Genomic DNA, 22885 nt, shown 5'->3' on the forward strand with positions numbered 1-22885 from the left:
GCGCCCCGGTTCAGGGGCGCCTCATCGTGCGCAGCGTCTCCTCCATCCGCGTGAGGTGGTGCCGCAGTTCCCGTACGTCGGGTTCGGCGCTCTGCGCCAACTGGTGCTCGATCGAGGTCATCCGGGACGCCAGTGCGTCGAACTGCCGCTGCTCACGCGCCAGCAGACGTTCCAGCTGCTGGGTCTTGCGGTGCAGATCCAGGAAGACCGTGACCTTCGCGCGCAGCACCCAGGGGTCGAAGGGCTTGGTCAAGTAGTCGGCCGCGCCGGTCGCGTAGCCGCGGAAGGCGTATCCGGCGTCGGCGTCCGTGCCGGTGAGGAAGATGATCGGGACGTCCTTCGTCTGGTCGAGACGCTTGATGTTCGTCGCCGTCTCGAAGCCGTCCATGCCCGGCATCCGGATGTCGAGCAGGACGACGGCGAACCGGCGGCGGAGCAGCGCCTTCATCGCCTCCTCGCCCGAACGGGCCCGGACCAGAGGCTCGTTGAGCGACCCGAGGACGGCCTCCAGCGCGACCAGATTGTCCTCCATGTCATCGACCAGGAGAATGCTCGCCCGTTCGTCCGGAGTGATCTCTGCAGTGGTCATGATCACGGTGCCTCACTCGATCGTCGGCGGGGCGACGGGTTCGTTCTTGCTCTCCGGCGCCCCTGATGCGATGGGTTCGTCCGTGGTGCCGTCGACCTCGGGGGCCAGGAGGTCGCACACGACGGTCAGAAGCTGATCGACGTCCACCGGTTTCGGTACGTAGTCGTTGGCACCCTTGGCGATCGACTTCTCCCGGTCGCCGGGCATGGCCTTCGCGGTGAGGGCCACGATCGGCAGCCCGGCCCACCGCGGCGTCCCGCGGATGACGGAGATCGTCTCGTAGCCGTCCATCTCCGGCATCATGATGTCCATCAGGACGAGTTCGATGTCCGGGTTGCGCTCCAGGGTCTCGATGCCCTCCCTGCCGTTCTCCGCGTACAGGACGGGCATGCCCACGCGGCCGAGGACATGGGTGAGCGCGAAGACGTTGCGGATGTCGTCGTCGACGATGAGGACGCGACGGCCCGGCAGCACCTGTCCCGCGATGCCGCCCTTCCACTGCTCCAGCTTCGTCGGCGTCGGCCAGTTGTCCTCCTGCCCGTGGATCGTGTACGCGTCCGCGTTCGTGGAGTCGTCCGGTTGCGCGGGGACGAGCGGCGTCGGAGCGGTGTGCGAGGTGTCGGCCACCGGCTCGTGACCGGGATAGACCACGGGGACGTACAAGGTGAACGTGGAGCCCTCGCCCGGCTCGCTCTCGGCGATGATGCGGCCGCCCAGCAGCCCGGCGATCTCCCGGCTGATGGACAGACCGAGGCCCGTGCCGCCGTACTTGCGGTTGGTGGTGCCGTCGGCCTGCTGGAACGCCTCGAAGATGACCGGGAGCTTGTCGCGGGCGATGCCGATGCCGGTGTCGGAGACGGCGAAGGCGATCAGATCGTCGCTCTCCCGCACGTACTTGTGCTCGGGGTCCTTGACCCGGTTGACCCGCAGTTCCACCTTGCCGTTCGCGGTGAACTTGATCGCGTTCGACAGGAGGTTGCGCAGGATCTGCTGGAGGCGCTGCTCGTCGGAGAACACCTCGCGCGGCACGTCCTCGCCGACCGACACCTCGAAGGCGAGCCCGCGGTCGATGGTGATCGGGCGGAACGTGGCGTGGACGTAGTCGAGAAGCTTGATGAGGGGAAGCTTCTTGGGGCGTACGTCCATGCGCCCGGCCTCGATCTTCGACAGGTCGAGGATGTCGTTGATGAGCTGGAGCAGGTCGGAGCCGGAGCGGTGGATCGTCGAGGCGAACTGGACCTCCTGGTCGTTGAGATGGCCGTCCGGGTTGTCCGAGAGCAGCCGGGCCAGGATGAGCAGGGAGTTGAGCGGGGTGCGCAGCTCGTGCGACATGTTCGCCAGGAACTCCGACTTGTACTGGGAGCTCGTCGCGAGCAGGGCGGCCTTCTCCTCCAGCTCGGCGTTCGAGCGCTGCAACTCGGCCTGCTGGCGCTGGAGTTCGTCGGACCGCTCCTGGAGCTGCGTCGCCAGCCGCTGGGACTCGCCCAGCAGGGACTCCGTACGGGAGTTGGCGATGATGGTGTTGATCGCGACGCCGATCGTGTTCACGAACTGGTCGAAGAAGGCCAGGTGGACGTCGGAGAAGCGGGAGAACGAGGCGAGCTCGATGACACCCAGCAGCTTGTCCTCGAAGAGGATCGGGATGATGACGACCGAGGCCGGGGCGGCCTCGCCCAGGCCGCTGTTGATCTTGATGTAGTCCGGCGGCGCGTCCTCGACCAGGATGCGCTTCTTCTCCAGGGCCGCCTGCCGCACCAGGCCGTGGACCGGCATGCCGCCGGTGTCGACGACCAGGGCCGCGGCCGAGCCGTAGCCCGCGATGTAGGCGAGGCCCTTGGTGGGGATGGCGGTGCGGATCGGGGTGTCGCCCTCGTCGGGCTCGGCGAGGAAGAAGGCGCCGTACTGCGCGTTCACCAGCGGGGTCAGCTCGCGCAGGATCAGGTCCGCGACCTCCATCAGGTCGCGGTGGCCCTGCATCAGGGCCGCCAGTCGCGCCAGGTTCGACTCCAGCCAGTCCTTCGCTCGGGTCGTCTCGCGGAGGTTGGCCACCATCAGGTTGATGTTGTCCTTCAGCTCGGCGACCTCGCCCTGCGTCTCCACGGTGATGGAGCGGGACATGTCGCCCTGGGTCACCGCGGAGGCGACCTCCGCGATGGCACGGACCTGCGTGGTCAGATTCAGCGCCAGTTCGTTCACGTTCGTCGTCAGGCGCTTCCAGGTGCCGTAGACGCCCTCGACCCGCGCCTGGCCGCCGAGCCGGCCCTCGGAGCCGACCTCGCGGGCCACACGCGTGACCTCGGAGGAGAAGGAGGACAGCGTGTCCACCATCGTGTTGATCGTCGTCTTCAGTTCGAGGATCTCGCCGCGCGCGTCGACGTCGATCTTCTTGGAGAGGTCGCCCTGGGCCACCGCGGTGGCGACCTGCGCGATGTTGCGTACTTGGGAGGTCAGGTTGTCCGCCATGTAGTTGACGTTGTCGGTCAGGTCCTTCCAGACGCCCGACACGCCGTGCACGGTTGCACGCCCGCCGAGGCGGCCGTCGGTGCCGACCTCGCGGGCCACGCGGGTCACCTCGTCGGCGAAGCCGCGCAGCTGCTCCACCATCGTGTTGACGGTGTCCTTCAGCTCCAGGATCTCGCCGCGCGCGTCGACCGAGATCTTCTTCGACAGGTCGCCCTGGGCCACGGCGGTGGTGACCTGGGCGATGTTGCGGACCTGGGAGGTCAGGTTCGACGCCATGAAGTTGACGTTGTCGGTCAGGTCCTTCCAGACGCCCGACACGCCCCGCACCTGGGCCTGACCGCCCAGGTTGCCTTCCGTGCCCACCTCGCGGGCCACACGCGTGACCTCGTCGGCGAACGCGGAGAGCTGGTCGACCATCGTGTTGATCGTCGACTTGAGTTCGAGGATCTCGCCCTTCGCCTCGACCGTGATCTTCTTGCCGAGGTCGCCCTGCGCCACGGCCGTGGAGACGAGCGCGATGTTGCGGACCTGCGACGTCAGGTTGTCGGCCATGAAGTTGACGTTGTCGGTGAGGTCCTTCCAGACGCCGGAGACGCCGCGGACCTGGGCGCGGCCGCCGAGTTGGCCCTCGGTGCCGACCTCGCGGGCCACGCGCGTGACCTCGTCGGCGAACGCGGAGAGCTGGTCGACCATCGTGTTGATCGTCGACTTGAGTTCGAGGATCTCGCCCTGCGCGTCGACCGTGATCTTCTGGCTCAGGTCGCCGTTCGCGACGGCGGTGGTGACCTGGGCGATGTTGCGGACCTGGGAGGTCAGGTTCGACGCCATGAAGTTGACGTTGTCGGTGAGGTCCTTCCAGACGCCGGAGACGCCGCGGACCTGGGCGCGGCCGCCCAACTGGCCCTCGGTGCCGACCTCGCGGGCCACACGCGTGACCTCGTCGGCGAACGCGGAGAGCTGGTCGACCATCGTGTTCACGGTCAGCTTCAGTTCGAGCAGCTCACCGGTCGCCTCGATGGTGACCGTACGTGTCAGGTCGCCCCGCGCCACCGCCGTCGTCACGAGCGCGATGTCCCGCACCTGAGCCGTCAGCCGGGACGCCATGGTGTTGACCGCCTCGGTCACGTCCCGCCAGCTCCCGGACAGGCCCTGGGCCTTGGCGCGGCCGCCGAGCCGGCCCTCGGTGCCGACCTCGCGGGCCACCCGGGTCACTTCGCCCGTGAAGAGGGACAGCTGGTCCACCATCTTGTTGACCGCGCGCCCCAACCGCCGTAAATCGCCGCGGAGTTGGCGGTTTCCGTCATGGAGATCGACACGCTGCGTCAGGTCGCCGCCCGCCACCGCGTCGAGCACCCGTGTGGCATTGGCCGCCGGAGCGACCAGGGCCCCGATGATGGTGTTGACGTCGTGGACGCGGGTGGCCCACGCGCCCTGCCCCGGGCTCGCCTCCAGCCGCTCGTCGAGCCGGCCGTGCCGGACTATCTCCCGGCGCACCCGGGTGAGTTCGGCGTTGTAGTGGACGCTGCGGTCTATGAGCTGGTTGTAGACCGCGGCCAGCTCGCCGATCATGCCGTCCCCGCCGTCGGGGAGGCGGGTGAAGTTCCCGTCGCGGGCGGCCGCGATGGCGGCCATCAGGGGGCGGAGGTCGGCCGGGCGGATCACCTCGCCCTCGAAACCGCTTCCCTGCACACGCATAGCACTGTTCTCGCTCATGGCAGCCCACTTCGGTAACTCGGTGCTTATGGGCGTGGTCAGTCTGTCACTCTGTTCATGTCGCCTGAGGCGTCTTTGCCCGAACTGCTCAGGAGCCGAACGTGGGGCCCATTCCGATTCAGCGGGAAACCACCTTCAGCGACGGGAGCGAAGCGGACTCCCCGCACGAAGGACCGGCCGTGGCGCAGACGTCGCTGCCCGGAAACCCGCTGGCGCCCGCAGCCGCCCGCCGCTTCCTGCGCACGGCGTTCGAGGCATGGAGCGAGCGGGTCCCGCCCCTGGCGGCCCCCCTCGGCGACCGGCTCGTCGACGACGCGGTCGTCGTGCTGAGCGAGCTCGTCACGAACGCCGTCGTGCACGCCGGCACCAGCGTCGACCTCCTGTGCCGCCTCGACGAGCCCGCCCCGGACGGCACCCCCGCCGGACTCGTCGTCGAGGTCACCGACCACCACCCGGCCCGCGCCGTGCGCAGCGAGCGGGCCGTCAGCACGCCCGACACCGCCGAATACGGCCGCGGCCTCCAGCTCGTCGCGTCCCTGGCCGACTCCTGGGGCATCACGTACCGCCCCGGCACCAAGACCGTGTGGGCCCGGCTGCCCGTCGACGAAGCCGAGGCCGTCGCCGACGACCCCTCCGTGGACTCCGCCGTACGCGCCCTGGAGCGCGGCCTGCGCGCCGCCGACCTCCTCGCCCCCCTGCCCAGACGCGTGCCCCACGACCAGGACTGGATCAACCGCGGCGCGCTCTCCTTCCTCGCCGAGGCCTCCGACCTGCTCGCCGGACAGCTCGACGAGGGCATGGTCGCCGCGCTCGTCGGCCAGCTCCTCGTGCCGCGGCTCGCCGACTGGTGCGCGGTCTGGCTGTACGAGGAGGAGGGCCGCGGTCTGCCGGGCACCGCCGACCACGAGCTGCGGGGCGGCGCCGACCCGATGCCCGCGCCCCGGCTCGCCCGCGTCTGGCACACCCACGAGAACCGCATCGAGGAACTCCGCCAGATCCTGGAGAAGGAACCGCCGAGCCTGCCCGACGCCGCCCGCACCGCGGCCGTCCCCGTGCCCTGGCCGTTCGAGGCACCGGACGACACCGGGGCCGAGGAGGAGGCGGGCGCCGCGCTCGCCTACCGGCTCATGGTCGGCGGCCGCACCCTCGGCATCCTGCTCATCGGGCGCGCGGGCCAGCTCCGCTTCCCCGACGAGGTCACCGGACTCGTCGAGGACTTCAGCCGCCGGGTCGCCCTCGCCGTCAGCGCGGCCCGCCGCTACACCCGGCAGGCCACCATCAGCCGCATCCTGCAGCGCGGCCTGCTGCCCACGTCCATCGCCGAGATCCCCGGCGTGCGCAGCGCCCTCGTGTACGAACCGAAGGAGGCCGGCGGCCCCGGCGGCGACTTCTACGACGTCTTCCCCGCCGGTGACGGCCGCTGGTGCTTCGCGCTCGGCGACGTCCAGGGCAAGGGGCCCGAGGCCGCCGTGGTCATCGGGCTCGCGCGGCCCTGGCTGCGGCTGCTCGCCCGGGAGGGATATCCGGTCGCCCAGGTCCTGGACCGGCTCAACCGGCTGCTGCTCGACGACGCCACCGAGGCCGCCGACGCCGCGGCCCGCGCCCTCGCCGCCGCCGACGGACAGGACGTCTCGCCCGACGGCACCACCTCCCGCTTCCTCTCCCTCCTCTACGGCGAACTGACGCTGTCCGCCGACGGAGCGGTCGTCACCTGCACCCTCGCCTCCGCCGGGCATCCGCTGCCCCTGCTGATGCGGCCCGGCGGCGAGGTCGTCACGGCGGCCGCCCCGCAGGTCCTGCTCGGCGTCGTCGACGACCCGGACTACACGAGCGAGACGTTCGAGCTGCAGACCGGGGACACCCTGCTGTGCGTCACGGACGGGGTGACGGAGCGGCGCTCCGGACACCGCCAGTTCGACGACGGCGACGGGCTCGCGCAGGCCCTCGCCGGGTGCGCGGGACTGACGGCCCCGCTGCTGGCCGAGCGCATCCGGCGCCTCGTGCACGCCTTCGCGGACACCCCGGCGGACGACGATCTGGCGCTGCTCGTGCTGCAGGCGCAGTGACGTTCCGGGAGGCGGGACAATGGGGTCATGCCTTCCGCACTTCCCGACGGTGAACCGGTGCCCGACGACGGGGCGCTGCCCGCCTCCGCGCTCGCCGGCGCCGCCGACCGGCCGCTCGGCTTCTACCTGCACGTCCCGTACTGCGCCACGCGCTGCGGCTACTGCGACTTCAACACGTACACGGCGACCGAGCTGCGCGGCACCGGGGGCGTGCTCGCCTCCCGTGACAACTACGCGGAGACGCTGGCCGACGAGCTCCGCCTCGCGCGGAAGGTGCTCGGCGACGACCCCCGACCGGTGCGGACCGTGTTCGTCGGCGGCGGCACCCCGACGCTGCTGCCCGCCGCCGATCTCGTACGGATGCTGGGGGCGATCCGGGACGAGTTCGGGCTCGCGGACGACGCGGAGGTGACCACCGAGGCGAACCCGGAGTCGGTGGACCCGGCCTATCTGGCGGAGCTGCGCGCCGGGGGCTTCAACCGGGTGTCGTTCGGGATGCAGAGCGCGCGGCAGCACGTCCTGAAGGTCCTCGACCGCACGCACACGCCCGGCCGGCCCGAGGCCTGTGTCGCCGAGGCGCGGGCGGCCGGGTTCGAGCACGTCAACCTGGACCTGATCTACGGCACCCCGGGCGAGAGCGACGACGACTGGCGGGCCTCGCTGGACGCGGCGCTGGCGGCCGGTCCCGACCACGTCTCCGCGTACGCGCTGATCGTCGAGGAGGGCACCCAGCTCGCCCGGCGGATCCGGCGCGGCGAGGTGCCGATGACCGACGACGACGTGCACGCGGACCGGTATCTGATCGCCGAGGAGATGCTGTCGGCGGCCGGGTTCGACTGGTACGAGGTGTCGAACTGGGCGACGTCCGAGGCGGCGCGGTGCCTGCACAACGAGCTGTACTGGCGCGGGGCCGACTGGTGGGGCGCGGGCCCGGGCGCGCACTCGCACGTCGGCGGGGTGCGGTGGTGGAACGTGAAGCATCCCGGTGCGTACGCGGCCGCGCTGGCGGGCGGGCGGTCGCCCGGGGCCGGGCGTGAGGTGCTGGCCGACGAGGACCGGCGGGTCGAGCGGATCCTGCTGGAGCTGCGGCTCCGGGAGGGGTGCCCGCTGTCGCTGCTGCGGCCCGCGGGGCTCGCCGCGGCCCGCAAGGCCCTGGCCGACGGGCTGTTGGAGGCAGGCCCCTTCGAGGAGGGGCGCGCCGTGCTGACGCTGCGCGGGCGGTTGCTGGCGGACGGCGTGGTGCGGGACCTGGTCGACTGAGGCGGGGCGGGGCGGGGCCGGGCCGAGCGACTGCGACTACGGCTGTGCCGTCACGAAGTCGATCAGTTCTTCCACCTTGCCGAGGAGCTCGGGTTCCAGGTCCTTGTAGGAGCGGACCCGGGACAGGATGTGCTGCCAGGCCTCGCCCGTGTTCGCCACCCGCCAGCCGAGGGCCCGGCACACACCCGTCTTCCAGTCCTGGCCGTGCGGGATCCGGGGCCAGGCCTCGATGCCCAGCGAGGCCGGCTTCACCGCCTCCCAGATGTCGATGTACGGGTGGCCGACCACCAGCGCGTGCTCGCTCGTGACCGACTGGGCGATGCGCCACTCCTTCGTACCGGGGACCAGGTGGTCGACCAGGACGCCCAGGCGCGCGTCCGCGCCCGGGTCGAACTCCGCCACGATCGCCGGCAGGTCGTCGACGCCCTCCAGGAACTCCACCGCCACGCCCTCGATGCGCAGGTCGTCGCCCCAGACCCGCTCGATCAGCTCGGCGTCGTGCTTGCCCTCCACATAGATGCGGCCCGCGCGGGCCACCCGGGCGCGGGCACCCGGCACCGCGACCGAGCCGGACGCCGTGCGCGTGGGGCGGACCGGTGCGGGAGCGACGGCCGAGGGGCGGACCAGGGTGACGGTCCTGCCCTCCAGCAGGAACCCGCGCGGCTCCATCGGGAACACCCGGAGCTTGCCGAAGCGGTCCTCCAGGGTCACCGTCGGACCCTGCGCCGTCTTCTCGACGCGGACGACCGCTCCGCAGAAGCCCGTGGTGACCTCCTCCACGACGAGGTCCGGCTCCGCCGGGACCTCGGGCGCGGGGTTGTTCCGCTTCTTCCAGGGAGGGGTCAGGTCGGGGGAGTACTGGCGCATTCGGCAGACGATAAGAGAAACCGCGGCGCTCGGCCTACGACACGCCGGAACGGGCCGCCAGTGTGGCGCGCTGCGCACGGACAAACTCCGCGTTCACGGCCGATCCGTGCCCCGGGACGTAGCGGGCGTCCTCGCCGCCCAGCGACAGCAGCCGGTCGAGCGCGGCCGGCCAGTGGCGCGGCGCCGCGTCCGGGCCCGCCTGGGGCTCGCCCGACTCCTCGACCAGGTCGCCGCAGAAGACGATCTCCGGCCCGTGCGGTGTCGCGGGCACCAGGACCGCCAGGTCGTGACCGGTGTGCGCCGGGCCGACGTTCGCGAGCAGCACCTGCAGGCCGCCGCCCAGGTCCAGCGTCCACTCGCCGCAGACCCGGTGGTGCGGGGTGACGAGGAGGTCGGCCGCCTCGGCCGCCGCGTCGGCGTCCAGACCGTGGCGTACGGCGTCGGCGCGCAGCCCGTCGGCGCCGCCCGCGAACACGGTGTCGATGCCCACGGCCCCGTAGACCTCGACGCCCGCGAACGCCGCCGTGCCGAGCACATGGTCGAAGTGCGGGTGGGTGAGCGCGATGTGCGTCACTCTCCCGTGTGTTCCCAGGAGGCGCCGGGTGTCCGCGCGCAGCCGGGCGCCTTCACGGAGTGAGGATCCCGTGTCGATCAACAGGGCCGCGCCGTCGCCCACGACGAGTCCGGTCGTGCAGTCCCAGCCGGGCAGCCGGACCCGCCCCACGTGCGGCGCCAGTTCCTCCCAGCCCGCCGACTTCCAGTCGATGCCCGTGGTGGTCTCCATGGTTCGACGCTAGCGGCCTTGCCGGGCCCGTACCCACCGGCCGTACACTGAGCCGGGGACGATTGGCACTCGCGGACAGGGAGTGCCAAAACGGAAAGATCGCAGAGTCAGTTGCTGGAGGTGCGCGCCGATGCTCAGTGAACGCAGGCTCGAAGTGCTGCGCGCCATCGTCCAGGACTACGTCGGCACCGAGGAGCCGGTCGGCTCCAAGGCGCTGACCGAGCGGCACAGCCTGGGCGTCTCCCCGGCGACCGTGCGCAACGACATGGCCGCCCTGGAGGACGAGGGGTTCATCGCCCAGCCGCACACCAGTGCCGGGCGCATCCCCACCGACAAGGGGTACCGCCTCTTCGTCGACAAGCTCACCGCGGTGAAGCCGATGACCGCGCCCGAGCGGCGCGCCATCCAGAACTTCCTGGAGGGCGCCGTCGACCTCGACGACGTCGTCGGCCGGACCGTGCGGCTGCTCGCGCAGCTGACCCGGCAGGTCGCGGTCGTCCAGTACCCGTCCCTGACCCGGTCCACCGTGCGCCACGTCGAGCTGCTGTCGCTCGCGCCCGCCCGTCTGATGCTCGTGCTGATCACGGACACCGGGCGCGTGGAGCAGCGGATGATCGACTGCCCGGCGCCGTTCGGCGAATCGTCTCTGGCGGATCTGCGGGCGCGGCTCAACAGCCGGGTCGCGGGCCGCCGGTTCGCCGATGTGCCGCAGCTGGTGCAGGACCTGCCGGAGGCCTTCGAGACGGAGGACCGCGGTACGGTCGCGACGGTGCTCTCCACTCTGCTGGAGACGCTCGTCGAGGAGACCGAGGAGCGGCTGATGATCGGCGGCACCGCCAATCTCACCCGCTTCGGACATGACTTTCCCCTCACCATCCGGCCCGTCCTCGAGGCGCTGGAGGAGCAGGTCGTGCTCCTCAAGTTGCTTGGTGAGCAGGGTGATTCGGGCATGGCCGTACGGATCGGTCACGAGAACGCCCACGAGGGACTCAACTCCACGTCCGTCGTGTCGGTCGGCTACGGTTCGGGCGGCGAGGCAGTCGCCAAGCTCGGCGTGGTCGGACCGACCCGCATGGATTACCCGGGAACGATGGGAGCAGTACGCGCAGTGGCACGTTACGTCGGACAGATCCTGGCGGAGTCGTAAGTGGCCACGGACTACTACGCCGTACTCGGCGTGCGCCGCGACGCTTCCCAGGACGAGATCAAGAAGGCTTTTCGGAGGCTCGCGCGCGAGCTGCACCCGGACGTGAATCCGGATCCGAAGACCCAGGAGCGGTTCAAGGAGATCAACGCCGCCTACGAGGTGCTCTCCGACCCGCAGAAGAAGCAGGTCTACGACCTCGGGGGCGACCCCCTGTCGCAGGCCGGCGGAGGCGGCGCCGGAGGCTTCGGCGCCGGCGGGTTCGGGAACTTCTCGGACATCATGGACGCGTTCTTCGGGACCGCGTCGCAGCGTGGCCCGCGGTCGCGCACGCGCCGCGGCCAGGACGCCATGATCCGGCTCGAGATCGAGCTGGACGAGGCCGCCTTCGGGACCACCAAGGACATCCAGGTCGACACGGCCGTCGTCTGTACGACCTGCAGCGGCGAGGGCGCCGCGCCGGGTACCTCCGCGCAGACCTGCGACATGTGCCGCGGGCGCGGCGAGGTCTCGCAGGTCACGCGGTCCTTCCTCGGCCAGGTCATGACGTCCCGCCCCTGCCCGCAGTGCCAGGGCTTCGGCACCGTCGTGCCGACGCCGTGCCCCGAGTGCGCCGGTGACGGCCGCATCCGGTCGCGGCGCACGATGACCGTGAAGATCCCGGCCGGTGTGGACAACGGGACGCGGATCCAGCTCGCGGGCGAGGGCGAGGTCGGCCCCGGCGGCGGCCCCGCCGGTGACCTGTACGTGGAGATCCACGAGCTGCCGCACCCGGTCTTCCAGCGGCGCGGCGACGATCTGCACTGCACCGTGACCATCCCGATGACCGCGGCGGCCCTCGGCACCAAGGTGCCGCTGGAGACGCTCGACGGCATGGAGGAGATCGACATCCGGCCCGGCACCCAGTCCGGCCAGTCGGTCCCGCTGCACGGGCGCGGCATCACGCATCTGCGCGGCGGCGGCCGCGGCGACCTCATCGTGCACGTCGAGGTCATGACGCCGCAGAAGCTCGACCCCGAGCAGGAGCGGCTGCTGCGCGAGCTCGCCAAGCTGCGCGGCGAGGAGCGGCCCACCGGCCAGTTCCAGCCCGGCCAGCAGGGGCTGTTCTCACGGCTGAAGGACGCGTTCAACGGGCGGTGAGCCGTTGGCGGGAGGGGCCCGGGGGTGAACACCCCCGGGCCCCTTTTGCGTGGCACATGCCAGGCGGAACCTCCGATTCGGTCGTCTGACGCGTACGTGGCACGATGCGGTCATGTCCTCCGCACTGACCGATCTCTGCCCCTGTCCGATCGTGCAGGCCCCGATGGCGGGCGGCGCGTCCTGTCCCGAGCTCGTGGCCGCCGTGTCCGAGGCGGGCGGGCTCGGGTTCCTCGCCGCCGGGTACAAGACGGCCGACGGCATGTACCAGGAGATCAAGCAGGTGCGGGGGCTGACCGCCCGGCCCTTCGGCGTCAATCTGTTCATGCCGCAGCCGGAGTACGCGGACCCGGCCGCGGTCGACGTCTACCGCCACCAGCTCACCGGCGAGGCGGGCTGGTACCAGACCCCGCTCGGCGACCCCGACAGCGGACGCGACGACGGCTACGACGCCAAGCTCGCCATCCTCGTCGACGACCCGGTGCCGCTCGTCACCTTCACGTTCGGCTGCCCCACCCGCGAGGTGATCGACTCGCTGCGCGCCGTGGGCACGCTCACCGCCGTCACCGTGACGACGGTGGAGGAGGCGTTCGCCGCGCAGTGGGCGGGCGCCGACGCCGTGTGCGTCCAGGGCGTCGAGGCCGGCGGCCACCAGGGCACGCACCGGGACAACCCCGAGACCGACGGCAGCGGCGTCGGCCTGCTCTCGCTGATCGCGCAGGTGCGCGAAGCGGTACAGCTGCCGATCATCGCGGCCGGCGGAATCATGCGGGGCACCCAGATCGCCGCCGTGCTCGCCGCGGGCGCCGACCTCGCCCAGCTGGGCACGGCGTTCCTCGTGACCCCCGAGTCGGGCGCGCCCGCACTGCACAAGCAGGCCATGACCGACCCGCTGTTCACCCGGACCGAGCTGACCCGGGCGTTCTCCGGGCGGCCCGCGCGCGGCCTCGTCAACCGGTTCCTGCGCGAGCACGGCCCGTACGCGCCCGCCGCGTACCCGGAGGTCCACCACATGACGTCGCCGCTGCGCAAGGCCGCCGCCAAGGCCGGTGACCCGCAGGCCATGGCGCTGTGGGCCGGGCAGGGACACAAGCTCGCCCGGGAGCTTCCGGCCGGGCAGCTCGTCGAGGTGCTCGCCGCCGAACTCGACGCCGCCAGGGCCACGCTCGGGCAGCGGGGTGCCGCGTGACGGCGCCGGTGTTCGTCGTCGACGGCCCGGTGCCGGGCGACCGCACGTACGTACTGGACGGTGCCGAGGGGCGGCACGCCGTCTCCGTGAAGCGGCTGCGGGCCGGGGAGACCGTCGTGCTGACGGACGGGCTCGGGTCGTGGAGCGAGGGCGTCGTCGCCGCGGCCGAGGGCAAGGACCGGCTGGTCGTCGAGGTCGGGCCGGTGCGCGTCGAGGCCGAGGAAGGGCCGCGGATCACCGTCGTACAGGCGCTGCCCAAGGGCGACCGGGGCGAGCTCGCCGTCGAGACCATGACGGAGACCGGCGTCGACGCGATCGTGCCGTGGGCGGCCTCGCGGTGCATCACGCAGTGGCGCGGCGAGCGCGGGGCCAAGGCGCTGGGCAAGTGGCGGGCCACCGCGCGCGAGGCCGGCAAGCAGTCGCGCCGGGTGCGCTTCCCCGAGGTCGCGGACGCCGCGTCCACCAAGGAGGTCGCGGCGCTGCTCGACGCGGCGGACCTGGCGGTCGTGCTGCACGAGGACCGCGACGCGCAGAGCACCGCGCTGGCCTCGGCGCAGCTTCCGGCGGCGGGCGAGATCGTGCTCGTCGTCGGCCCCGAAGGGGGAGTGTCGCCGGAGGAGCTGAAGGTGTTCGGCGACGCCGGGGCGCGGGCGTTCCGGCTCGGGCGCAGTGTGCTGCGGACGTCCACGGCCGGGACCGCGGCGGTCGCGTTGCTGCTGGGGCGGACGGGACGCTGGGGCTGACCGCCGCCGACCGCGTCCTGGCTTCAACCTGTCTTACCCTCCCGTCGTGGACGGTGGCATCCTGCCGTGCATGGGGGCATTGAGTAGGATCAATGGCAATTTGCGCCGGTTACGGAACCCGCGAGGGCTGGCGGTGGCCGGGTGCGTGGCGGCCGTCGTCGCCGCGGGGGTCGCGTGCGAGCCCGTCAACGGCGATCTCAGCCCGTCCACGGCCGCCAGCACCACCGACCAGGAGGCCACCGAGGAGCTGAACCGGCAGCACGCCGACGTGGCCTGGCTCAGCTGCTCCGCGGTGACCGACGAGAGCTCCGGATCCAGTGCCTCGACGCCGACCTCGGTCGAGGTGAACTGCACGGGCAAGACCCGGAAGGGCGAGGACATCACGGTCAAAGGGGCCGTGCACGAGGTCGTCTCCGGGAAGTGCGTCCGCGGCGATCTGACCGCGCGCGTCGAGAACAAGGTGTGGTTCCACGTCTACGTCCTCGGCAACTGCACGGAGAGCAGCGGCAGTTCGACTCCACCACCGGACGAGTACACTCCGCCGCCGGACGACCAGTGGCCTTCCTCGTCGCACGACGAGAAGCCGCCGCAGGACGACGACAAACCGCCGCAGGACGACGAGAACCCGCCCTCCCACGAGCCGGAGCCCGGCGTCACGACGACCGTGACCGAGACCGAGACGGTCACCGTCGAGCCCCCCGACTCCGGTCACTCGCAGGACCAGGGCAAGTGACCACCGCGGAAAGCGATCAAAAGGGCTGACGGGCGACGTGTCCCAAATTTAGGGTGGGCGGGGTGACGATCCCTGCCTACCTACGGTTCCCGCACCTGCACGGCGAGTCGGTGGTCTTCACCGCCGAGGACGACGTGTGGGCCGCTCCTCTCGACGGCGGCCGCGCCTGGCGCATCAGCGCCGACAACGTACCGGTCGGCCACCCCCGGATCTCCCCGGACGGGACGACCGTCGCCTGGGCGTCGCGGCGCGACGGCGCGCCCGAGGTGCACATCGCCCCGATCGACGGAGGACCCGCCAAACGCCTCACGTACTGGGGAAGCTGGACCACCGCCGTGCGGGGCTGGACCCCCGACGGACGGGTTCTCGCCACCACCACGCACGGGCAGGCCTCGCTGCGCCGCAGCTGGGCCCGGGCGGTGCCGCTGGACGGCGGCCCCGCCGAGACCCTGCCCTACGGGCCGGTGGGCGGTGTCGCGTACGGGCCGGACGGCCAGGTGGTGCTGCTGTCCGCGCCGATGGGCCGGGAGGCCGCCTGGTGGAAGCGGTACCGGGGCGGCACCGCGGGCAAGCTGTGGATCGACCGGGCCGCCGAGGACACGGGGGAAGCCGGCCGCTTCGAACGGCTCCACGCCGACCTCGACGGGAACATCGAGTACCCGATGTGGGTGGGGGAGCGCGTCGCGTTCCTGTCCGACCACGAGGGCGTCGGGGCGCTCTACTCCTCCCTCGCCGACGGGTCCGACCTGCGGCGGCACACGCCCGTCGACGGGTTCTACGCACGGCACGCCACCACCGACGGGACCCGGGTCGTCCACGCGAGCGCCGGTGAGCTGTGGGTGGTCGACGACCTGGCGGCGGCCCGGCCGCGGCGGATCGACGTGCGGCTCGGCGGACAGCGGGTCGATCTGCAGCCGCACCCCGTCGACGCCACCCGCTGGTTCGGCGCCGCCTCGCCCGACCACACCGGACGCGGCAGCGCGGTCGCCGTGCGCGGCGCCGTGCACTGGGTGACCCACCGCGCGGGCCCGGCCCGCGCCCTCGCCGCGCAGCAGGGCGTACGGGCCAGGCTGCCGCACACGTTCCGCGTCGACGGCGAGGAACACGTGGTGTGGGTGACCGACGCCGAGGGCGACGACGCGCTGGAGTTCGCGCCCGCCACCGGCGCCGGGCCCGGCGCCACGCCCCGCCGGCTCGGCGCCGGGCGGCTCGGCCGGGTCCTCGGGCTGACCGTCTCGCCGGACGGCGGCCGGGCCGCCGTCGCCGCCCACGACGGGCGCGTCCTGCTCGTCGAGCGCGACAGCGGCGACGTACGGGAAGTGGACCGGAGCGAGGACGGGCACGCGACCGGGCTCGCCTTCTCGCCCGACTCGGCCTGGCTCGCCTGGTCCCACCCCGGGCCGCACGGCCTGCGCCAGCTCAAGCTCGCCAACACCGCCGACCTCGCCGTCACCGAGGCGACCCCGCTGCGCTTCCGGGACTACGCGCCCGCGTTCACCCTCGACGGCAGACATCTGGCGTTCCTGTCGGCCCGGTCCTTCGACCCGGTCTACGACGAGCACGCCTTCGACCTGGCGTTCGTGAGCGGCGCCCGGCCGCATCTGATCACCCTGGCCGCGACGACCCCCTCGCCCTTCGGGCCGCAGCGGCACGGCCGGCCGTTCGAACCGGCGGACAGTCCCGGCGCCGAGACCCCCGACAGCGAGGGCACGCCCGCCACCCGCGTCGACCTGGAAGGGCTCGTCGACCGCATCGTGCCGTTCCCCGTCGAGGCCGCCCGGTACTCGACCCTGCGCACCGCCAAGGACGGCGTGCTGTGGCTGCGGCACCCGGTGCGCGGCGTGCTCGGCGACTCCCGGGCCGACCGGAGCGCCCCCGACCCGAAGACCCGGCTGGAGCGCTACGACCTGGCGCAGCAGCGCATCGAGGAACTCGGCGCCGACGCCGACCACTTCGAGGTCACCGGCGACGGCAAGCGGCTGCTGCTGTGGACCGGCGAGGTGCTGAAGGTCGTGCCGAGCGACCGCAGGCCCGCGCACGACGACGACAGCGACACGAACATCACCGTCGACCTGGCCCGCATCAGCCAGACCGTCGACCCGGCCGCCGAATGGCGGCAGATGTACGAGGAGACCGGCCGCCTGATGCGCGACAACTTCTGGCGCCCCGACATGAACGGCGTGGACTGGACCGGGGTCCTCGACCGCTACCGGCCGGTCCTCGACCGGGTCGCCACGCACGACGACCTCGTCGACCTGCTGTGGGAGGTGCAGGGCGAGCTCGGCACCTCCCACGCGTACGTCCTGCCGGGCGGCGGGGGCGGCTCCGCCGCGCGCCGGCAGGGGCTGCTCGGGGCCGACATCTCCCGGCACGAGGACGGCCCGCAGGAATCGGCACAGTGGCGCGTGGACCGGGTGCTGCCGTCCGAGACGTCCGACCCGCGCGCCCGTTCCCCGCTCGCCGCGCCGGGTGTCGCGGTGCGCGCCGGGGACGCGATCGTGGCGGTGGGCGGACGGCCCGTCGACCCGGTGACCGGGCCCGGTCCGCTGCTCGTCGGCACGGCCGACAAGCCGGTCGAGCTGACCGTGTCGCCCGCCGGGGGCGGTGACCCGCGGCACGTGGTCGTGGTGCCGCTGTCCGACGAGGAGCCGCTGCGCTACCACGCGTGGGTCGCGGACCGGCGGGCGTACGTCCATGAGCGCTCGGGCGGACGGCTCGGGTATCTGCACGTGCCCGACATGCAGGCGCCCGGCTGGGCGCAGATCCACCGCGACCTGAGCGTGGAGGTCGCCCGCGAGGGCCTCGTCGTCGACGTCCGCGAGAACCGGGGCGGGCACACCTCGCAGCTCGTCGTGGAGAAGCTGGCGCGGCGGGTGGTCGGCTGGGACGTGCCCCGCGGCAGCCGCCCCTTCAGCTACCCGATGGACGCACCGCGGGGCCCGGTCGTCGCCGTCGCCAACGAGTTCTCCGGGTCCGACGGCGACATCGTCAACGCGGCGATCAAGGCGCTCGGCATCGGGCCCGTCGTGGGCGTACGGACCTGGGGCGGCGTCATCGGGATCGACAGCCGGTACCGGTTGGTGGACGGGACGCTGGTGACGCAGCCGAAGTACGCGACCTGGATGGAGGGGTACGGGTGGGGGCTCGAGAACCACGGGGTCGATCCGGACGTCGAGGTGGTCGCCACGCCCCAGGACGCGGCCGCCGGGCGTGACCCGCAGTTGGACGAGGCGGTTCGTATCGCGTTGGCGGCTCTCGGGGAGAACCCGGCGAAGTCTGCGCCCGCGTTGCCGTGACGCGTCCGCCGTGTTCGGTTCGTTGCCGAGTGCGGCTCACGCCGTGGCTGGTCACGCGAGAAGCCCCACCGGGACCGGCCACGCAGATGCCGATGCCCCGCCCGGCGGGGCTGATCGATACGATGCCGCGGTACGCAGACCCCCTCGCGAAGGAGACCCGAACGTGTCCGGCGAACCCCAGGCGGACTGCCTGTTCTGCAAGATCGTCGCGGGGGACGTGCCCGCCACGCTCGTCCGCGAGACCGCCACCACCGTCGCCTTCCGGGACATCAACCCGCAGGCGCCGACGCACATCCTGGTCATCCCGCGCGTCCACCACCCGGACGCCGCCTCCCTCGCCGCCGCCGAACCGGCGATCGCCGCCGACGTGCTGCGCGAGGCGGGCGAGGTGGCCAAGGAGGAGAAACTGGACAGCTACCGGCTCGTGTTCAACACCGGCAGCGGCGCCGGCCAGACCGTCTTCCACGCGCACGCCCACGTCCTCGGCGGCCGCGGCCTCCAGTGGCCCCCCGGATAACTGGCCGTGTCCGTACGTGAATTCGTCGTCCTCGGCACCGCCAGCCAGGTGCCGACGCGCCACCGCAACCACAACGGCTATCTGCTGCGCTGGGACGCCGAGGGCATCCTCTTCGATCCCGGCGAGGGCACCCAGCGGCAGATGCTGCGCGCCGGTGTCGCCGCGCACGACCTGAACCGGATCTGCGTCACCCACTTCCATGGCGACCACAGCCTCGGCCTGGCCGGTGTCATCCAGCGGATCAACCTCGACCGCGTACCGCACCCGGTGACCGCCCACTACCCGGCGTCCGGGCAGCGGTTCTTCGACCGGCTGCGGTACGCCACCGCGTACCGGGAGACCGTCGGGATCACCGAGGAGCCGGTGAGCGGGGACGGCGGCGTGCTCGCCGACACCCCCGCGTACCGCCTGGAGGCACGCAGGCTGTCGCACCCCGTCGAGTCGTACGGCTATCTCCTCGTCGAGCCGGACGGGCGCCGGATGCTGCCAAAGCGGCTCGCCGCGCACGGGATCGCCGGACCGGACGTGGGCCGGCTGCAGCGCGAGGGGAGCGTCGGCGGGGTCGGTCTCGACGACGTCAGCGAGGTGCGGCGCGGGCAGCGCGTCGCGTTCGTCATGGACACCCGGCTGTGCGAGGGCGTGCACGCGCTCGCCGAAGGGTGCGATCTGCTCGTCATCGAGTCGACGTTCCTCGACGAGGACCACCAGCTCGCCTCCGACCACGGGCACCTGACCGCCGGGCAGGCCGCCCGTGTCGCCCGGGACGCGGGCGTGCGGCATCTCGTCCTCACGCACTTCAGCCAGCGCTACGGCGACCCGGAGGAGTTCGCGCGGCAGGCGCGGGCCGCCGGGTTCGACGGGGAGCTGACGGTCGCCCGCGACCTGGACCGGGTGCCGGTGCCGAAACGGCTCTGAGGCCCTGACCTGCGTACGATGATCGGATGTCCCTCGCACCACTTGCTCGCATCCCCAAGGCCGAGCTGCACCTGCACATCGAAGGCACCCTCGAACCCGAGCTGGCCTTCGCCCTCGCCGACCGCAACGGCATCACGCTGCCGTACGCCGACACCGAGGCCCTGCGCACGGCGTACCTCTTCGCCGATCTGCAGTCCTTCCTGAACCTGTACTACGAGCTCATGGCCGTCCTGATCACCGAGGACGACTTCGAGGCGCTCGCCGACGCCTATCTGGCGCGCGCAGCCGAGCAGGGGGTGCGGCACGCCGAGATCTTCTTCGACCCGCAGGCCCACATGGCGCGCGGCGTCGCCATGGGCACGGTCGTCGAGGGGCTCTCGCGGGCGCTCGCGCGCAGCGAGGAGCGGCACGGGGTCTCCACCAAGCTCATCATGTGCTTCCTGCGCGACCAGTCCGCCGAGTCGGCGATGGAGACGCTGGAGGCCGCGAAGCCGTACCTGGAGCACATCGTCGGCGTCGGCCTCGACTCGGCGGAAGTGGGCAACCCCGCCTCGAAGTTCCGCGACGTGTACGAGGCCGCGGGCGCGCTCGGGCTGCGCAAGGTCGCGCACGCGGGCGAGGAGGGCGACCCGTCGTACGTGTGGGAGGCCCTGGACGTGCTCGGCGTCGAGCGCGTCGACCACGGCCTGCGGTCCCTGGAGGACCCGGAGCTCGTCGAGCGTCTGGTGCGCGACCGGATCCCGCTGACGCTGTGCCCGCTGTCGAACGTGCGGCTGCGCGCCATCGACGTGCTGGAGGAGCACCCGCTCGTCGCCATGATGGACGCCGGGCTGCTGTGCACCGTGAACTCCGACGACCCGGCCTACTTCGGCGGCTACGTCGGCGACACCTTCCACGCCGTGCACGAGGCGCTCGCCCTGGACCACGAACGAGTGCGGGAGCTCGCCCGCAACTCGTTCGTGGCGTCCTTCCTCGACGGCAGCGCCGAGGACGAGGCGCGGCGGGCGCGTTATCTCGCCGAGGTCGAGGCGTACCCGCTGGACGACATCACCGGCTGAGTCCCGGCCGGACCCGCCGTCGTGAACTCGTCCTGCACCGGCTCCGGCAGGGCCTGCGCGACGGCGGGCATCTCGATCGCCGTGATCTCGACGACCGGCTGCTCCAGGACGCCCGACGGCGGCACGATCGCGCCGACCGGGGCACCGCTGCGGCGCCGGGCCGCACCCGCGAACAGCGGGCGGCCGCCCGTGTGCAGGGCCACCGCGGTCAGCGGCACCGCGAGCAGCAGCAGCGCGGTGGCGAGCGCCGCGCCCATCGCGGGGAAGCCGACCGCCTGCGACAGGGAACTGCCCACCAGCGGGCCGCACGCCGTGCCGAGCGAGGACGCCGAGCCGACCAGGACGGCCCAGCGGCCGCGCGGGTCGAGCGAGGCGGCGAGGCCCAGCAGGTACGAGAGCACCACCGGGTAGAGGGTGTTCCAGGCGATCTCGCCCGTCGCGAAGGTGGCGAGGCCGTCGGCGCGGGCGCTGAGCGCGATGCAGCCGGCGATGGCGGCGGTGCCGGCGCCGATCGGCAGCGCACGGCCCAGGCGGGTGCCGAGGGCGCCCGCGCCGATGACGCCGAGCAGGCCCGCGCCGAGCGCCACCGCGAAGACCGAGCCGACCGCGACCTCGCTCAGGCCGGCCTGCACGGTGCCGATACGGCTGCTGACGCCCCACAGCGAGTTCTGCGCCATCGACCAGCAGACGATCACCATGGCCAGGGCCATGCCCGAACGCGCGAACGGGAGCGGGGACTTGGGGGCCTGCGCCGGACTGTTGTCCGGCCCGGCCGGCCCGGACAGCCGGCGCGTCGCGGGCCACACGGCGACGGCCGTGACGGCGAGCGCGGCGAACGGCAGGGCGTGCCCGGTCGGGCTGATCCGCGGGATCGTCAGATAGAGGGCGCCCGCGAGGGCCGAGACGGTGAGCAGGCCGAGCGTGGACGCGCGGTGCGGGTCCTTCTGGGCGGCGATCCCGGTGGCGGCGACAGCCGTCGCCGTGCCCGAGCCGAAGCCGCCGATCATCGCACCCGCGACGACCAGGGGGACGACGGTGGACAGGGCCGCGGTGCCGTAGCCGACGGCCGCGAGGAGGAGCCCGGCGCGGGCGGCGCGGGCGGCGCCCACCCGTTCGACGCGGGCCGCGAGCGTGAAGCCCGCGGTGGCCGAGCTCAGCAGCAGCGCGCTGCCGATCAGACCGGCCTGGGTGGGGGAAAGGCGCAGGCTGTCGGCGAGGCGGCCGACAACGGTGGGCAGCAGGTAGGCAGCGAGATAGCCGGCCGTGAAGAGGGCTATGAGTGCGGGCCGGGGAGCGCGCGAAGACACGGGCAGTCCTGTAGACGGACCCCCTGCCTTGGACGCTGTTTTGGGCAAGGGGGTGGTAAGGAAAAGGGGTTGGGGAGCGCGACGTCTTTGCGAACGGGACCGAACCGGGGACGTTGGGCGCGGCCAATTTGTATCAAGCCGAAGGGGCCCCGCAGAAGGCGGGGTGATGTGACCTGCCGCACATTCGGTTTGGCGGTGGTTCGGCCGGGTAGCCGAGCTGCCTTTCGGCAGGTGGCTAACGCCAGTTGGGCGTGCCCGACGGGCCCCGGTGGGCGGCCGTCTCGATCTTCGACCGGGTCTCGCGCATGACCGCCACGATCCGCTCCTCGTGCTCCGCGGTCAGCCGCGCCACCGGCACCGAGCAGCTGATCGCGTCGTGCGCCGGGGCCGCGTAGCGCAGGGCGAAACCGAAGCCGACGATGCCCGCGACGCCCTCCTCCCGGTCGACCGAGTAGCCGCGGGTGCGGGTCGCCGCGAGATCGGCGGCGAGTGCCTCGCGGGTGGTGTGCGTGTTCGCGGTGGCCGGGGCGTACGGACCCGCCGGCAGCAGCGCGTCGGAGCGCTCCGCGAGCAGGGCCTTGCCGAGGGCGCCGACGTGGGCGGGGAGCCGGCGGCCGACCCGGCTGATCGTGCGCAGGTACTCGTGCGACTCCCGGGTCGCCAGATACGCCACGTCGAAGCCGTCCAGCCGGCCCAGGTGGATCGTCTCGCCGAGCGCCTCGGACGCCTCGTCGAGATGCGGGCGCGCCGTGATCACGTACGGGTCGGTGTCGAGGTAGCTGGTGCCGGTCAGCAGGGCGTGGATGCCGATGCCGTAGAGGGAGCCGGTGACGTCCGTGCGGACCCAGCCGCGCGCGATGAGCGTCTGCAGCAGCGCGTACATGGAGCTGCGCGGCACGGCCAGCTCGTCGGCGAGCTCCTGGAGACGGGCCGGGCGGTCGCCGCGGGCGGCCAGCACTTCGAGCAGGTCGACGGTGCGGGCCGCCGACTTCACCTCGCGGACGCCGCCCCGGGGCTGCGCGCTCTCCTGCTCTGTGTGCTGGTCCGGCATGTGCCGATCGTAAGGCGGGGCGTCACGGGGCATTGACGCCCCACGTTCGCGTA

General features: G+C 72.5%; 17 protein-coding genes. 11 read left to right on the forward strand and 6 right to left on the reverse strand.

Going from position 1 to position 22885, the window contains the following annotated elements; all coding sequences use genetic code 11:
- Window positions 1-10: 10 nt before the first annotated feature.
- A complete protein-coding gene (locus tag ACQUQD_RS27170; RefSeq protein WP_428954749.1) occupies window positions 11-589 on the reverse strand; it encodes a response regulator in 579 nt (192 codons plus the stop codon).
- 12 nt (window positions 590-601) lie between these two features.
- The gene (locus ACQUQD_RS27175) at window positions 602-4765 is read right to left on the reverse strand and encodes a HAMP domain-containing protein (RefSeq protein ID WP_428954750.1); all 4164 of its coding nucleotides are present in this window, start codon (window positions 4763-4765) and stop codon (window positions 602-604) included.
- A gap of 179 nt (window positions 4766-4944) precedes the next feature.
- Between ACQUQD_RS27175 and ACQUQD_RS27180 the strand changes: the two genes are divergently transcribed.
- Together ACQUQD_RS27180 and hemW are read left to right on the forward strand one after the other, a co-directional pair.
- A complete protein-coding gene (locus tag ACQUQD_RS27180; RefSeq protein WP_428954751.1) occupies window positions 4945-6831 on the forward strand; it encodes a SpoIIE family protein phosphatase in 1887 nt (628 codons plus the stop codon).
- Window positions 6832-6858: 27 nt separating this feature from the next.
- Complete coding sequence (gene hemW / locus ACQUQD_RS27185; RefSeq protein ID WP_428954752.1) at window positions 6859-8091, forward strand: radical SAM family heme chaperone HemW; 1233 nt, start codon at window positions 6859-6861, stop codon at window positions 8089-8091.
- Window positions 8092-8127: 36 nt separating this feature from the next.
- Here hemW and ACQUQD_RS27190 read toward each other — a convergent pair whose 3' ends face one another.
- Together ACQUQD_RS27190 and ACQUQD_RS27195 are read right to left on the reverse strand one after the other, a co-directional pair.
- A complete protein-coding gene (locus ACQUQD_RS27190) occupies window positions 8128-8958 on the reverse strand; it encodes a DUF3097 domain-containing protein (protein WP_428954753.1) in 831 nt (276 codons plus the stop codon).
- 34 nt (window positions 8959-8992) lie between these two features.
- Window positions 8993-9742: an MBL fold metallo-hydrolase gene (locus tag ACQUQD_RS27195; protein ID WP_428954754.1), complete on the reverse strand. Its 750-nt coding sequence runs from the start codon at window positions 9740-9742 to the stop codon at window positions 8993-8995.
- Between the two features lie 130 nt (window positions 9743-9872).
- On the opposite strand from ACQUQD_RS27195, the gene hrcA reads away from it, so the two are divergent.
- The 9 genes from hrcA (at window position 9873) to ACQUQD_RS27240 (ending at window position 20474) form a co-directional block, all read left to right on the forward strand.
- Window positions 9873-10889 carry a heat-inducible transcriptional repressor HrcA gene (gene hrcA, locus ACQUQD_RS27200; protein ID WP_428954755.1) on the forward strand — a complete coding sequence of 339 codons (1017 nt, stop codon included), beginning with the start codon at window positions 9873-9875 and terminating at the stop codon, window positions 10887-10889.
- Window positions 10890-12026, forward strand: coding sequence for a molecular chaperone DnaJ (gene dnaJ / locus ACQUQD_RS27205; RefSeq protein ID WP_428954756.1), 1137 nt, complete (start codon window positions 10890-10892; stop codon window positions 12024-12026). It begins immediately after the preceding gene.
- A 112-nt stretch (window positions 12027-12138) separates the two neighbouring features.
- Window positions 12139-13212 carry a nitronate monooxygenase gene (locus ACQUQD_RS27210; RefSeq protein WP_428954757.1) on the forward strand — a complete coding sequence of 358 codons (1074 nt, stop codon included), beginning with the start codon at window positions 12139-12141 and terminating at the stop codon, window positions 13210-13212.
- Complete coding sequence (locus tag ACQUQD_RS27215) at window positions 13209-13955, forward strand: 16S rRNA (uracil(1498)-N(3))-methyltransferase (RefSeq protein ID WP_428954758.1); 747 nt, start codon at window positions 13209-13211, stop codon at window positions 13953-13955. Before ACQUQD_RS27210 ends, ACQUQD_RS27215 begins: the two co-directional genes overlap by 4 nt.
- Window positions 13956-14100: 145 nt before the next feature.
- Window positions 14101-14688, forward strand: coding sequence for a hypothetical protein (locus ACQUQD_RS27220; protein ID WP_428954759.1), 588 nt, complete (start codon window positions 14101-14103; stop codon window positions 14686-14688).
- A gap of 62 nt (window positions 14689-14750) precedes the next feature.
- Entirely contained in the window at window positions 14751-17984 is a 3234-nt protein-coding gene (locus ACQUQD_RS27225) for a S41 family peptidase (protein WP_428954760.1), read from the forward strand.
- A 163-nt stretch (window positions 17985-18147) separates the two neighbouring features.
- Window positions 18148-18501 carry a histidine triad nucleotide-binding protein gene (locus tag ACQUQD_RS27230; RefSeq protein WP_428954761.1) on the forward strand — a complete coding sequence of 118 codons (354 nt, stop codon included), beginning with the start codon at window positions 18148-18150 and terminating at the stop codon, window positions 18499-18501.
- 6 nt (window positions 18502-18507) lie between these two features.
- Window positions 18508-19416 carry a ribonuclease Z gene (locus tag ACQUQD_RS27235; RefSeq protein ID WP_428954762.1) on the forward strand — a complete coding sequence of 303 codons (909 nt, stop codon included), beginning with the start codon at window positions 18508-18510 and terminating at the stop codon, window positions 19414-19416.
- A 26-nt stretch (window positions 19417-19442) separates the two neighbouring features.
- The gene (locus ACQUQD_RS27240; protein ID WP_428954763.1) at window positions 19443-20474 is read left to right on the forward strand and encodes an adenosine deaminase; all 1032 of its coding nucleotides are present in this window, start codon (window positions 19443-19445) and stop codon (window positions 20472-20474) included.
- Here the strand turns inward: ACQUQD_RS27240 and ACQUQD_RS27245 are convergent.
- Window positions 20426-21781: an MFS transporter gene (locus tag ACQUQD_RS27245; RefSeq protein WP_428954764.1), complete on the reverse strand. Its 1356-nt coding sequence runs from the start codon at window positions 21779-21781 to the stop codon at window positions 20426-20428. The two genes, ACQUQD_RS27240 and ACQUQD_RS27245, sit on opposite strands and share 49 nt — an antisense overlap.
- A 235-nt stretch (window positions 21782-22016) precedes the next feature.
- Window positions 22017-22832 (reverse strand): IclR family transcriptional regulator, encoded by an 816-nt coding sequence (locus tag ACQUQD_RS27250; RefSeq protein ID WP_428954765.1) that lies wholly within the window; start codon window positions 22830-22832, stop codon window positions 22017-22019.
- Window positions 22833-22885 lie beyond the last annotated feature (53 nt).

The sequence above is a fragment of the Streptomyces sp. cg35 genome (assembly GCF_050410835.1).
In the GTDB taxonomy this organism is placed as follows: Bacteria; Actinomycetota; Actinomycetes; order Streptomycetales; family Streptomycetaceae; genus Streptomyces.